The organism is Candidatus Omnitrophota bacterium (assembly GCA_041649175.1).
Lineage (GTDB): Bacteria > Omnitrophota > Gorgyraeia > Zapsychrales > JBAZNR01 > JBAZNR01.
The window spans coordinates 220,422-232,783 of record JBAZNR010000002.1; the positions used below are offsets into that span (position 1 = coordinate 220,422).

Below are 12,362 nucleotides of genomic sequence, written 5' to 3' on the forward strand. Positions count from 1 at the left end.
ACCCTTAAATTTTTGGAAGCGCGAACGCGATATTCTTTTCCGGATTCTCAAATTCATGAACAACCGTTTTGGGATATTTATTTTTTATCCGACTGATCAATTCATCAACGATCAAGCGAGGAACGGATGCGCCGGAACTGATCCCGATCTTTCTTTGCCCGGATAAGATATTTAAGTCTAATTCATTGGCATTGTCAATAATAAAACTCTGGCATCCGGCCTTTTCTCCGGTCTCGCGCAAACGATTGCTATTCGAACTATTAGGTGAGCCGCAAATGATGATCAAATCGCAGATCTTAGCTAATTCTTTAACCGCATCTTGACGGTTTTGCGTGGCATAACAAAGGTCAGAACGCGGCGGGCCGATCAAATTGGGGAATTTTTGCCGAAGTTTTGCGATCATCACCTCCGTATCATCAACGGAAAGGGTTGTTTGGGTAATGTAGGCAACTTCCTTGTTAGGATCAATTTTAAGATTATCAATATCATGTTCATTTTCGACAACGTGCAATAATTTCGGGTTAACATGCCCGGATGTTCCGATCAGCTCTTGGTGGCCGCGGTGGCCGATCAAAACGGTTTCATAATTCAGCTGTGAAAATTTAACCGCCTCATGATGAACCTTTGTCACCAGCGGACAGGTGGCATCAACAAAATTTAAACCGCGCGCTTTGGCTTTTTGAACAACGCTCGGAGGAACACCGTGCGCGCTAAAGATGATCCTGGCTCCTTGCGGAACACTATCAATATCTTCCACAAAAATAACACCTTTTCCACGAAAACTTTCCACGACATAAGTATTGTGAACGATTTCGTGATAAACATAGAGGGGGGCGCCGTATTTTTGCAAAGCTTCCTCTACAATATCTATCGCAAAAGATACCCCCGCGCAAAACCCTTGTGTTTTCGCTAAAAATATTTCCACGTTTGAAGCCTTCCTTAAAATATAACTGTAGAAGAGGCGAAAACGCCCCGAGCTTTGCCTCTTAAAAGCGAGGGGTTGCCTCTGTTGAAATTATTAGATTGAATTGACCGACCTTGTCGACTATAATTGGTGCTAATTATATCACGCGTTCAAATCTTATTGAAGGCAATTTTTAGCGGATTTAATAAAAATGTCTCAAATGAAACGTCGAAAAACTCCTCTCGTTAAAATCGGTTCCGTCACACTAGGAAGCGGTTATCCTATCGTCATTCAATCTATGACGGATACGCCAACCGCCGATATTGAGAAGACTCTCGTGCAAACAATTGAATTGACCGAAGCCGGCTCCGAATTGGTGCGCTGGACCATTAATGATGATGAAGCCGCGCGCGGTGCCGTTACGATCATCAAAATGCTTCGCGACAAAGGCTATCGGACTCCTATTGTCGGTGATTTTCATTTCAACGGACACACGCTTTTAGCCAAACATCCCGATTGCGCGAAAGCGCTTGATAAATATCGCATCAATCCCGGCAATGTCGGAAAAGGTGACCGTCATGATGAAAATTTCTCAAGCATTGTAAAAATTGCGGTTGAGTATGATAAGCCCGTTCGGATCGGTGTTAACTGGGGGTCACTAGATCAAGAGCTCTTGACCGACCTTATGGATGAAAACGCGAAGTTAAAAAATCCTAAAGACGCCAAGGAAGTCACCTATGACGCCATGATCAAAAGCGCGCTTCAAAGCGCTCAACTTGCGCAAAAGATCGGCCTTAAAAAAGATAAAATCGTTTTAAGCGTTAAGATGTCTGTTTTGCAAGATATGGTTACAGTTTATGAACGTTTAGCCGAACAATGTGATTACGCTCTACATTTGGGGCTAACGGAAGCAGGAAGCGATGTGCGCGGAATATCTTCAAGCGCCGCCGCATTAAGCATTTTACTGCAAAAGGGAATTGGTGATACAATTCGTGTTTCTTTAACGCCACAGCCCGGAATCAAACGTTCACGCGAAGTAGAAGTTTGCAAAAATCTGCTTCAGGCAATGGGATTTCGATATTTCGCGCCAAGCGTGACCAGTTGCCCTGGATGCGGACGCACTTCAAGTGATTATTTTCAATTTCTGGCGAAAGACATTAATGAACATATTGAACGTAGAATGCCCGCATGGAAAAAACAATATCCCGGCGTGGAAGAATTAAAAATCGCGGTGATGGGTTGCGTGGTGAACGGCCCAGGAGAAAGCCGTCACGCCGATATCGGAATAAGCTTGCCCGGAACATCGGAAAAACCGATCGCGCCGGTTTACGTAGATGGAAAAGAATTTAAAACACTAAAAGGCGAGAACATCAAAGAAGAATTTATTACGATTTTAGAAGAATATTTAAAGAAGAAATTTTTGCCGTAACCTTACACTTCCTTTAACGTCGCAATAACTTCTGCTTCATGGCCTTCCGGCTTGACCTTTTCAAAAACCTTCACAACTTTTCCGTCTTTACCGATAATAAATGTTGTGCGCGCAACGCCCATATACTTTCGTCCATACATACTTTTTCCCACCCAAACACCATAATCTTGGCAAATTTTCTTATCAACATCGCTTAAAAGAATAAAAGGAAGCTTAAATTTCTGGATAAACTTCTTATGGGAATCCACCGGATCCGGGCTCACGCCTAAAACGACCGCATCAATGCCTGCGATAGATTTGATTTGGTCGCGAAATCCGCACGCCTCAACCGTGCAGCCCGGTGTGTCATCCTTAGGATAAAAATACAAGACAACGCTTTTCTTTCCCTTAAAATCTTTTAAGGCTATATTCTCGCCATTACTTCCCGGAACATTAAATTCGGGCGCTTTGTCGCCGACATTTATTTTAGGCATAATAATCCTCCGATAAAATTAATAAGGATTCCAGGTTTTGCGATAGGGATCGTAAATAACTTTTTGCAGATTTTGAGCAGGAATTCCGTCTTCCAGGGGCCAAGCCGTCACTTCCAGCTTATTGCCGTCAAGATCATAAAAATAAAGCGACCAGCTTTTTTCGCGCTTTTTGGCAAATTCGATTCGCACCTGATGATCCTCCAGGCGCTTGATCATCTCGTCGAAATCCTGCGCATGGACGCGGAAAGAAAAGTGATTTGCGCCCAAACCATCATTGGCAAACTGGTGTTCGCTCGTAAGGTCTTTTGCTTGAATGATACCGATCAGGGAAGGACCGCAATCAAGAAAATATTCAATGCCGGGTTTCGATGGTTCGCGCTTGGTAACGTTCAGTCCAAAAACTTCTGTGTAAAACTCAAGTGCTTTATCGAGATCCCGAACATTGATCGCGACATGATCAATGCCAAGAATTTTAATCATAATTTAATGACTTTTTTTATTTTTCGCTTTTCAAAGATACCATATTGTTTAAATCCGGCGTCTTTGGCTAATTTAAGGCTTTTATCAAAATCTTTCCCGACATGTTGCGGCTCGTGCGCATCCGATCCAAAGATCAGCGGAATCCCGGCCTGAGCATAAATTCGTAAATTCCACAGGGAAGGATAGATCTCTTTACAGGGTTTACGTAAACCGGAGCTATTGATCTCAATAGCAACGCCATAATCTTTAAAAACCTCGGCGGTTTTTCTAACCTCATGCGCCATGTCTTCCGCGGGGCGATTGCCAAATTTTTTGACCAAATCAACGTGCGCCATAATATCAAACAGGCCGGACTGCGCCGAACGGCGCAACAGATCATAATAATCATGATAAACGCAGTTAATATCTTCTTCCTTCCAGCGAACACGCTCATCGGGATTATCAAAACCCCATTTCCCGATAAAATGCACGGAACCGTATACATAATCAAACGGGTAAGAATTTAAAATAGCTTTTGTTTTCGACTCATATCCCGGAAGAAAATCAGCTTCAATGCCGACTTTGATCTTGATCTTTTTGGCGTAGCGCTTCTTAACATCTTCGATCATTTCTAAATAAAGTGGAAGTTGTTCCATATTCATAGTGATCTTGGGATCAAGGTGGGACACCAAAGGCGCGTGATCGGAAAACCCCATTTCTTTAAGGCCGATCTTTATAGCATGTTCAACATATTGGCTCGGCAAGCCAACAGCGTGGCCGCAAAGCGGAGTATGCATATGATAATCAGAAACAATACGCGACATAAATCCTTCCTTCGTTTTTATGTTAAGAAAAATTAATGGGCGTATTATAGCATAATCGTTTCAGATGGGAAAAATTTTTAGCGTATTCTTGTGTTTGACAGAGAAAAACACGTGTGATATAGTTCTGACGCTATGAAAACAAACAAAACAGCAAAATCAACACCTGATGTTGCCAAACTATACCGAGAGCTTCTTTCAAGCATCGGAGAAGATACAAGCCGCGAAGGATTAAGGGAGACGCCCGAACGCGCGGCGCGCGCCTTTCATTATTTAACACAAGGATACACCTACAACATCGCCGAAGTTGTCAATAGCGCTATTTTTGAATCCGATACTGATGAGATGGTGATCGTTAAGGATATTGAGCTTTATTCTTTATGCGAGCATCATCTTTTGCCGTTTTTTGGCAAATGCCATGTAGGCTACTTGCCCAAAGGAAAGATCATCGGGCTTTCAAAGATCGCCCGGATCGTTGATGTCTTCGCGCGCCGGCTTCAAGTGCAAGAAAATCTAACAAAGCAAATTGCCGAAACGATCATGAAACACACCGGCGCAGCAGGCGTTGGCGTTGTTATGGAAGCTCAGCATCTTTGCATGATGATGCGCGGCGTTGAAAAACAAAATTCCGTCATGAAAACATCATGCATGCTTGGAGCATTTCGCAAATACAGCTCAACGCGTGCGGAATTCTTGAGCCTTATCCGATAATCTTACCGAGGAAATCCTTTTGCCCAAACCAGCCGCATTAATTACGGGAGGCGCAAAACGCATTGGGCAGGCTATTTCGCTAAGCCTTGCTCAATTGGGATTTGACATCGCGCTTCACTATAATAGGTCCCGCAAAGAAGCCGAGAATACAGCTTCCCAAATACGCAAAACTGGCGTTCACTGCGAGATTTTTAAGGCGGATTTAGAGAATGGGCGCGAAACTTTGGCGCTTATCGCCAAAGTTTCGCGCCGTTTTCCTAAATTAAGCCTGCTTGTCAATAGTGCTTCCATTTTTAAGAAATCCAAACTCACGACAGACAATCTCAAGTTATTCAACATGCACTTTTCCATCAATTTTAAAGCGCCTTATATCTTGTCCTGTGATTTCGCTAAAATCTGCAAGAGCGGTCAGATCATCAATATCCTTGATACACACATCACAACTTCTAAAACCACGTATCCAGCCTATCTTTTATCAAAAAAGCTTCTGGGCGAATTCACCAGTTTAGCGGCTCTTCAATTTGCCCCAAAAATTCGCGTGAACGCCATCGCTCCGGGATTGATCCTTGCGCCAGCCGCCAAAGACGAAACATATTTAAAGCGGCTGGCGCAAAACATTCCCCTTAAAAAAAGAGGGAATCCGACTAATATTACCCACGCTATCCAATTTCTCCTTGAAAACGGCTATGTAAGCGGGCAAACCATTTTTATCGATGGCGGAGAACACCTGCTATCCTAAATCCTATGCTGACCACGATCCGAATCACCGACCTCAAAGTTAAAGCGATCATCGGGATCAATCCATGGGAACGTAAAATCAAACAGAACATCCTTCTTAACATCACCCTTCAATACAATGCATCCAAAGCCATCAAAAACGACAATATAGTAGAGGCCATTGATTACAAAACCCTAACTAAGCATATTATTAGGGAAGTATCTACATCGCGCTTCTTTCTACTGGAGAAACTGGCCCAATTTACTCTGGATATTGTTCTAAGCGATTCCAGAATCAAATCGGCCAGCGTTCGTATCGACAAACCCCTAGCTCTACGCTTTGCAAAGTCAGTTTCTGCCGAAGTTTTTGGCAAGAGATAGAAAACCCCGCGCTAATTTCTCATAAGTCAGATATTTTTAAGTCAATTTTATTCATTTTGGAGGAATAAAAATCATTTTTTATTTTCTTGATTGTATCTTATTTAATATCAATATGTTACAATTGCTGTGAACAAAATTTATTCTTGCCGAACCAAGAAACCTGTGTTATCCTTTCTTCAACTTATGAAAAAATCTATCAAGAGAATTACATTCATTCTAACATTTGCATTCGCCCTCGGGCTTTTTCCGCGCGCTATGGAGCCCAAGTTAACCGCTATGCCCAGCCCCAAATATACGCGTTTAGGAAAAGCATCCTGGTATTCCAAGAAATCTCCCGGCATTAACCGCCATACAGCGAATAACGAGATCTTTGATGATACCGACTTAACCTGCGCGATGTGGGGCGTTCCGTTCAACCAAAGAATTCGTGTTACTAACTTATCCAACGGCAAGTCCATCATTGTCCGCGTCAATGACCGCGGCCCGCATAAACGTTTTGTCCGCCAGGGAAGGATCATCGATCTCACCCGAGCCGCTTTCTCCCTGATCGAATCTCCAAAATCAGGCCTCACGAACGTTGAAATCGAATTTCTCTAAAGACCCCTCGATCAAACCGCTTTTGATAACCTTCCATCTATAATAAAAAATAAATTTATTTTTTTCTTGCAAAAAGAAATACTATTGTTATGATGACTAACGCATTTGAGGATGTTGGCCATTAACAAAAAAGAAAAGTGATATGAGATTAAAAAATGAAATAGCGCTTATCACCGGTTCGGCCCGAGGCATCGGCAAAGAGATAGCGAAAACTTTCGCCAAAGAAGGCGCTACCGTTATCATTTCCGACATTAATGCCGAATCTGCCGGGGCAACTGCCGCCGAGCTTAAAAGCGCCGGCTTTCAATCCGACCATTTCTCTTGCAATGTCACCGATGGGAAAAGTGTCGAAGAAATGGTCAATAAAATTCTTGACAAATATAGTCGCATTGATATATTAATTAACAACGCAGGCATCACGAAAGACAATTTGCTCTTAAGAATGTCGGAAGGCGACTGGGATGCAGTTCTAGCCGTGAATCTCAAAGGCACGTTCAATTGCACCAAGGCCGTCACACGGTCAATGCTCAAGGCTAAAAAAGGCAAGATCATTAGTATTGCTTCCGTGATCGGGATATTAGGAAATGCCGGGCAGGCGAATTACGCCGCCAGCAAAGCAGGCATTATCGGATTTACAAAGTCTATCGCCAGGGAACTTGCTTCAAGAAGCATCACAGTTAACGCGGTCGCCCCGGGATATATCCAAACCGAAATGACCGACAAATTGAGCGAAAAAGTCAAAGAGCAGATCTTAAAAACCGTTCCCTTAGAAAAGTTAGGAACCCCCCAGGATGTTGCCGGGGTTTGCTTATTTCTTGCATCCAAAGACGCCGATTACATCACCGGACAAACAATTTCCGTTGATGGTGGCATGGCGATGTAATATAACAGGTGAAAATAAAAAGGAGGCTGGTACATGGCAGTCGAAGATAAGATCAAGTCAATTATCGCAGAGCAATTAGGTGTAAAACCCGAAGAAGTTACGCCGCAAGCGTCCTTTGTTGATGATCTAGGTGCTGATTCTTTAGATACCGTTGAGCTCGTTATGGCTCTGGAAGAGGAATTCAGTGTTGAAATCCCGGATGAAGACGCCGAGAAAATGGCAACTGTTGGCGATGCGATCAAATATATTGAAAGCAAAACAGCGAATAAATAATTTCCCATTGCGCTAACCCACTTAAAAAATTGCCCCGACTTTACTGTTCGGGGCAAACTTATATCCGCCCATGAATAAAAAACGCGTTGTTATCACTGGCTTAGGAACAGTTTCTCCGGTTGGAACGGGAACTGAGAAGTTTTGGAAATCGCTTGTGGAAGGAAAAAGCGGCATACGTCCCATCACTCATTTTGATGCCAGCCAATTCGATTCGCAGATCTGCGGCCACGTCATTGATTATAACCCCGATGATCATTTTTCCAGCAAAGAAGCGCGCCACTTGGCGCGTTTTGTTCAATTTGCTGTTGTAGCGGCAAAAGAGGCAATGGCGCAGGCCAATCTGGACATGAAAAATGTCAACGCCGAACGCATGGGTGTTTTGATCGGATCCGGAATCGGAAGCTTAAAAACAATGGAAGAGGAATACGATACCTATCTTAAAAAAGGCCCCGGAAGAATTTCGCCTTTTCTTATTCCAAAACTTATTGTGAATGAAGCGGCGGGGCAAGTTTCCATCAATACTGGCGCCAAAGGGCCAACAACTTGTGTCACGACCGCTTGCGCCACCGCAACGAATGCCGTTGGCGATGCTTTTAGGCTTATCCAATATAATGAAGCGGACATCATGATCGCCGGAGGAACCGAAAGCGCGACAACCATTTTAGGTGTCGGTGGATTTGCGGCGCTTAAAGCTCTTTCCAAAAGAAACAGCGAACCGGAACGCGCCAGCCGTCCGTTCGATCTTAATCGCGACGGATTTGTCATGGCAGAAGGTGCCGGGGTTGTTATCGTAGAATCCTTGGATCATGCCAAGGCACGCGGTGCAAAAATTTTAGCAGAAGTGGTCGGATATGGAAGAACTTCCGATGCTTATCACGTAACAGCGCCTGATGAAACCGGATACGGAGCTGCTAAGGCTATGGAATTAGCTGTTCATGATGCCGGATTGCAGCCTCAGGATGTTTCCTATATAAACGCGCACGGAACATCAACTAAGCTTAATGATGCTGTTGAAACAAAAGCCATTAAAAGCTTCTTTAAAGAATTCGCCAAGAAAATCCCCGTTAGTTCAACGAAATCTATGACCGGACATCTTCTAGGAGCCGCCGGTGGCGTTGAGATCATTGCTTGTATTATGGCTATTAGAGACGGGATTGTTCCGCCAACGATCAACTATGAAACACCTGATCCGGAATGCGATTTGGATTATGTTCCAAATAAAGCCCGGCATTTAACGGTTAATGTTGCTATTTCAAACTCTTTAGGGTTTGGCGGGCACAACGCGACTGTTGCCGTTAAGAAATTCAAAGCGTAAATTAAAATATGTCTGAGAAAAATACAAAAAACTATAAAATTGCGGTTATCGCTGGTGACGGCACAGGGCCGGAAGTTGTCCGCGAAGGCTTAAAAGTCCTCGAAGCGGCCGCTCAAAAATGCCAGTTCAAATTTACGGCAACGCCTTTTGATTTTGGCGGCGAGCGTTATTTGCGGACTAAAGAAGTTTTGCCGAGCTCGGCTGTTAGCGATTTAAAGAAATTTGACGCTATTTTCTTAGGCGCCATTGGACATCCGGATGTTAAGCCAGGAATATTAGAAAAGGGGATTCTGCTTCGCCTTCGTTTTGACCTTGATCAATATATTAATTTGCGTCCCGTCGGGCTTTACGATGAACGCTTTTGCCCTTTAAAAAATAAAAAACCCGAAGATATCAATTTTACGGTTATTCGAGAAAATTCTGAAGGACTTTACAAGGGATTAGGGGAGTTTCAGAACAAGGGAACAAAAGACGAAGTCGCCATTCAAATTTCGCACAATACGCGTAAAGGTGTCGAGCGTTGTCTGCGCTATGCCTTTGAATACACCAGAAAATTTGGAAAAGCAAAAAAACTCACTCTTTGCGGAAAAACAAATGTCCTGACATTTGCCTGGGATCTCTGGGAAAGAACATTTTACGAAATTGCCAAAGAATATCCTGAAATCAAAACCGATTACACACACGTCGATGCCACCACCATGTGGTTTGTTAAAAATCCGGAATGGTTTGATGTCATCGTGACTGATAATATGTTTGGTGATATCATTACCGATCTCGGCGCCATGATCCAAGGCGGAATGGGAATTGCCGCCGGAGGAAATATCAACCCCGAAGGTGTCTCGATGTTTGAACCTATCGGCGGTTCAGCCCCAAAATACACCGGAAAAAATGTCATCAATCCATTGGCTGCCATTTGCGCGGGAGCAATGCTCTTACAGCAAATTGGCGAAAGCAAAGCCGCCGTGATGATCGAAAATTCCGTAAAAAAAGTTGTCCGTGAAAAATTAAAAGACTTAGCCGCAGGAAAAATGGGTTACTCCACAACCGAAGTCGGCGATTTAGTCGTTAAGCTGCTATAAAAAATCTCAAAAACAAGAGGGCTCTGATGAAAAAGTACAATGTGGCCGTTGTCGGTGTTGGCGTTGTTGGCATTGAAATGCTTCGTTGTTTAAAACAGCGCAATTTTCCTGTTGGCGAATTACGCGTTTTAGCGCGCTCCGCCAGAACCATTGACGTTGACGGACAGTCCTACAACGTTTCCGCTATTTCTCCGGAAGGATTTAATGGCATTGATATCGCGCTTTTCGCCGGAACCGAAGGCGAAAAAGGCGCCGCCGTCACATTTGCCGCCGAAGCTGTTAAGCGCGGCGCTGTTGTTATCGATAATGGGGCAGACTTTCGCATGGACCCCAAAGTTCCTTTGGTCGTCCCGGAAGTTAATGGCAAAGATGTTAAGAAAAATAAAGGCATCATCGCCAATCCAAATTGTTCAACTATTCAAATGGTCGTTGCCTTGCAACCTATTCACAAAAAAGTCGGCATTAAACGGGTTATTTTAACAACGCTTCAAGCCTCGTCTGGCGGCGGAAAAAGCGCTGTTGAACAATTAAAAGAAGAAGTAACCGCAATTGCCAAAGCCGGATGTGAAAATGTTCATTTCACCGTCAGTCATAAATCCATGGCACAGCAATTAGCCTACAATGTGTTCCCTCATATCGGAAGCTTTGTGGAAGATGACTTCACCAATGAAGAGTGGAAACTCGTCAAAGAAACTCACAAAATCATGCACGCGCCCAACATGAAAATTTCAGCCACTACCGTTCGTGTTCCCGTTAGAACCGGACATAGCGAATCTGTTTACATTGAAACCGCAAAGCCAATTTCACCTAGCCAAGTTAAAACTCTTCTCGCTAAAGCGCCCGGCGTTATCCTCATGGATGATGTTAAAAAGAATCTTTATCCGATGCCTAAAGATGTCGAAGGCAAGGATGAGGTTTTTGTCGGCCGCATTCGCCGCGATCCATCCGTTAAAAACGGTTTGTGGCTGTGGGTTGTCGCCGATAATCTGCGTAAAGGCGCTGCCTTAAACGCTGTTCAAATCGCCGAAGAATTGATCAAATAGCTAATTTAGATGCTCCCTAAAATGCGTGCGTTTAAATTAACCATTGAATACGACGGAACGCATTTCTCCGGCTGGCAGTCGCAAACTAAAACAACGCGCACAGTTCAAGGCGAGATCGAGCTTGCTCTTAAAAAGCTTTTTGGTAAAAAAGTAAAGCTGCACGGTTCCGGACGAACGGATAGCGGAGTTCACGCGCAGGGGCAAGTCGCTCATTTTCGCGTCAATACGCCGCGAACGACCGAAGTCATTCTTCAAGCGCTTAACGCCAATTTGCCAGACGATATCTCTATTCTAGAATGCTGTGAAGTTCCCAAGGGTTTCCACGCACGGTACAGCACTAAAACAAAGACCTATCGCTACACGATTTTAAATAGAAAAACGCGCTCACCGGTCGGGCGTCAGTTCTTTTATTTTTGTCCATACGCGCTTAATGTGGCCCGCATGCGGAGAGCGTCAAAAGCGCTCATTGGCGAAAAAGATTTTAAATCATTTCAGGCGTCTGACACAGCTAAAAATCGCGCGCTTAAAACAAAAAATACCGTGCGCACGATCAAACAGTTGAGGATCAGAAAAAAGAACGATTTTATTTATATCGATATCACCGCCAACGGCTTTCTCTATAAAATGGTACGTAATATCGTCGGAACTCTCCTTAGTATCGGACGAGGAAAACTTTCACAGGAAAGCATTAAAAATATCCTTACCGAAAAAAATCGCAACTACGCATCCGCCACCGCTCCGGCAAAAGGATTATGTTTATTAAAAGTAAATTATTGACAATTCAATCAAAAATGATATACTTCAATAACTTTTTCAGAATAAAATTAAGGACGAGGAAATGCAAAAAATAAAAACGTTTATCGCAAAAGATATTGATATCAAACGCGCTTGTTATGTCATCGACGCCAAAGACAAAATCCTAGGACGCATCGCGACAAAGGCCGCGGCAATTCTACGCGGAAAACACAAAGTCATTTTTACGCCAAATGTTGACTGCGGAGATATGGTCGTTGTCATCAATGCCGATAAAATCCGTGTTACAGGCAAAAAGTTGACCGATAAAATCTACAAGCGCTATACCGGATACCCAGGCGGTGTTAGAAAAGTTCGTTTAGAAGAAATGCTCAAGAAACATCCGACCCAAGCCATTACGCTGGCTATCAAGCGGATGATCCCAACCGGCCCCTTAGGATACCGGGTTATCAAGAAATTACGTGTTTACGCGGGTGATCAGCACGAACACAAGGCACAGAAACCAATTGCATTAGAGGTCTAAT

General features: G+C 43.7%; 16 protein-coding genes. 12 read left to right on the forward strand and 4 right to left on the reverse strand.

Annotated elements, in window-relative coordinates; all coding sequences use genetic code 11:
• Positions 1-4 precede the first annotated feature (4 nt).
• Entirely contained in the window at positions 5-925 is a 921-nt protein-coding gene (ispH, locus tag WC676_06100; GenBank protein MFA5060183.1) for a 4-hydroxy-3-methylbut-2-enyl diphosphate reductase, read from the reverse strand.
• Between the two features lie 190 nt (positions 926-1,115).
• Between ispH and ispG the strand changes: the two genes are divergently transcribed.
• Complete coding sequence (gene ispG, locus WC676_06105; protein MFA5060184.1) at positions 1,116-2,333, forward strand: flavodoxin-dependent (E)-4-hydroxy-3-methylbut-2-enyl-diphosphate synthase; 1,218 nt, start codon at positions 1,116-1,118, stop codon at positions 2,331-2,333.
• Between the two features lie 2 nt (positions 2,334-2,335).
• On the opposite strand, the gene bcp is transcribed toward ispG, so the two are convergent.
• Genes bcp through hisJ form a run of 3 tightly spaced genes read right to left on the reverse strand, consistent with a single transcriptional unit; the run spans position 2,336 to position 4,089 of the window.
• Entirely contained in the window at positions 2,336-2,806 is a 471-nt protein-coding gene (gene bcp, locus WC676_06110; protein ID MFA5060185.1) for a thioredoxin-dependent thiol peroxidase, read from the reverse strand.
• A gap of 18 nt (positions 2,807-2,824) precedes the next feature.
• Positions 2,825-3,286 (reverse strand): VOC family protein, encoded by a 462-nt coding sequence (locus WC676_06115; GenBank protein ID MFA5060186.1) that lies wholly within the window; start codon positions 3,284-3,286, stop codon positions 2,825-2,827.
• Positions 3,283-4,089 (reverse strand): histidinol-phosphatase HisJ, encoded by an 807-nt coding sequence (gene hisJ, locus WC676_06120; GenBank protein MFA5060187.1) that lies wholly within the window; start codon positions 4,087-4,089, stop codon positions 3,283-3,285. Before hisJ ends, WC676_06115 begins: the two co-directional genes overlap by 4 nt.
• Positions 4,090-4,221: 132 nt before the next feature.
• Between hisJ and folE the strand changes: the two genes are divergently transcribed.
• The 11 genes from folE (at position 4,222) to rplM (ending at position 12,361) form a co-directional block, all read left to right on the forward strand.
• A complete protein-coding gene (folE, locus tag WC676_06125) occupies positions 4,222-4,797 on the forward strand; it encodes a GTP cyclohydrolase I FolE (protein MFA5060188.1) in 576 nt (191 codons plus the stop codon).
• Positions 4,798-4,816: 19 nt separating this feature from the next.
• Entirely contained in the window at positions 4,817-5,536 is a 720-nt protein-coding gene (locus WC676_06130) for an SDR family oxidoreductase (GenBank protein ID MFA5060189.1), read from the forward strand.
• Between the two features lie 5 nt (positions 5,537-5,541).
• Positions 5,542-5,895: a dihydroneopterin aldolase gene (locus WC676_06135; protein MFA5060190.1), complete on the forward strand. Its 354-nt coding sequence runs from the start codon at positions 5,542-5,544 to the stop codon at positions 5,893-5,895.
• A gap of 183 nt (positions 5,896-6,078) precedes the next feature.
• Positions 6,079-6,492 carry a septal ring lytic transglycosylase RlpA family protein gene (locus WC676_06140; GenBank protein ID MFA5060191.1) on the forward strand — a complete coding sequence of 138 codons (414 nt, stop codon included), beginning with the start codon at positions 6,079-6,081 and terminating at the stop codon, positions 6,490-6,492.
• 142 nt (positions 6,493-6,634) lie between these two features.
• Positions 6,635-7,375, forward strand: a complete 741-nt coding sequence (gene fabG, locus WC676_06145; GenBank protein ID MFA5060192.1) for a 3-oxoacyl-[acyl-carrier-protein] reductase — start codon at positions 6,635-6,637, stop codon at positions 7,373-7,375.
• A 33-nt stretch (positions 7,376-7,408) separates the two neighbouring features.
• Positions 7,409-7,648, forward strand: a complete 240-nt coding sequence (acpP, locus tag WC676_06150) for an acyl carrier protein (GenBank protein ID MFA5060193.1) — start codon at positions 7,409-7,411, stop codon at positions 7,646-7,648.
• Between the two features lie 70 nt (positions 7,649-7,718).
• Positions 7,719-8,963 (forward strand): beta-ketoacyl-ACP synthase II, encoded by a 1,245-nt coding sequence (fabF, locus tag WC676_06155; GenBank protein MFA5060194.1) that lies wholly within the window; start codon positions 7,719-7,721, stop codon positions 8,961-8,963.
• Between the two features lie 8 nt (positions 8,964-8,971).
• A complete protein-coding gene (locus tag WC676_06160; protein ID MFA5060195.1) occupies positions 8,972-10,042 on the forward strand; it encodes a 3-isopropylmalate dehydrogenase in 1,071 nt (356 codons plus the stop codon).
• A gap of 26 nt (positions 10,043-10,068) precedes the next feature.
• The gene (locus WC676_06165; protein MFA5060196.1) at positions 10,069-11,085 is read left to right on the forward strand and encodes an aspartate-semialdehyde dehydrogenase; all 1,017 of its coding nucleotides are present in this window, start codon (positions 10,069-10,071) and stop codon (positions 11,083-11,085) included.
• A 21-nt stretch (positions 11,086-11,106) separates the two neighbouring features.
• A complete protein-coding gene (truA, locus tag WC676_06170) occupies positions 11,107-11,862 on the forward strand; it encodes a tRNA pseudouridine(38-40) synthase TruA (GenBank protein ID MFA5060197.1) in 756 nt (251 codons plus the stop codon).
• A gap of 61 nt (positions 11,863-11,923) precedes the next feature.
• Complete coding sequence (rplM, locus tag WC676_06175) at positions 11,924-12,361, forward strand: 50S ribosomal protein L13 (protein ID MFA5060198.1); 438 nt, start codon at positions 11,924-11,926, stop codon at positions 12,359-12,361.
• Position 12,362 lies beyond the last annotated feature (1 nt).

Bases quoted from the DNA above. Each gene is read 5' to 3' on its own strand.
- ispG (MFA5060184.1), top strand. From the start codon at position 1,116: ATGTCTCAAATGAAACGTCGAAAAACTCCTCTCGTTAAAATCGGTTCC.
- bcp (MFA5060185.1), bottom strand. From the start codon at position 2,806: ATGCCTAAAATAAATGTCGGCGACAAAGCGCCCGAATTTAATGTTCCG.
- WC676_06115 (MFA5060186.1), bottom strand. From the start codon at position 3,286: ATGATTAAAATTCTTGGCATTGATCATGTCGCGATCAATGTTCGGGAT.
- hisJ (MFA5060187.1), bottom strand. From the start codon at position 4,089: ATGTCGCGTATTGTTTCTGATTATCATATGCATACTCCGCTTTGCGGC.
- folE (MFA5060188.1), top strand. From the start codon at position 4,222: ATGAAAACAAACAAAACAGCAAAATCAACACCTGATGTTGCCAAACTA.
- WC676_06135 (MFA5060190.1), top strand. From the start codon at position 5,542: ATGCTGACCACGATCCGAATCACCGACCTCAAAGTTAAAGCGATCATC.
- WC676_06140 (MFA5060191.1), top strand. From the start codon at position 6,079: ATGAAAAAATCTATCAAGAGAATTACATTCATTCTAACATTTGCATTC.
- fabG (MFA5060192.1), top strand. From the start codon at position 6,635: ATGAGATTAAAAAATGAAATAGCGCTTATCACCGGTTCGGCCCGAGGC.
- acpP (MFA5060193.1), top strand. From the start codon at position 7,409: ATGGCAGTCGAAGATAAGATCAAGTCAATTATCGCAGAGCAATTAGGT.
- fabF (MFA5060194.1), top strand. From the start codon at position 7,719: ATGAATAAAAAACGCGTTGTTATCACTGGCTTAGGAACAGTTTCTCCG.
- WC676_06160 (MFA5060195.1), top strand. From the start codon at position 8,972: ATGTCTGAGAAAAATACAAAAAACTATAAAATTGCGGTTATCGCTGGT.
- WC676_06165 (MFA5060196.1), top strand. From the start codon at position 10,069: ATGAAAAAGTACAATGTGGCCGTTGTCGGTGTTGGCGTTGTTGGCATT.
- truA (MFA5060197.1), top strand. From the start codon at position 11,107: ATGCGTGCGTTTAAATTAACCATTGAATACGACGGAACGCATTTCTCC.
- rplM (MFA5060198.1), top strand. From the start codon at position 11,924: ATGCAAAAAATAAAAACGTTTATCGCAAAAGATATTGATATCAAACGC.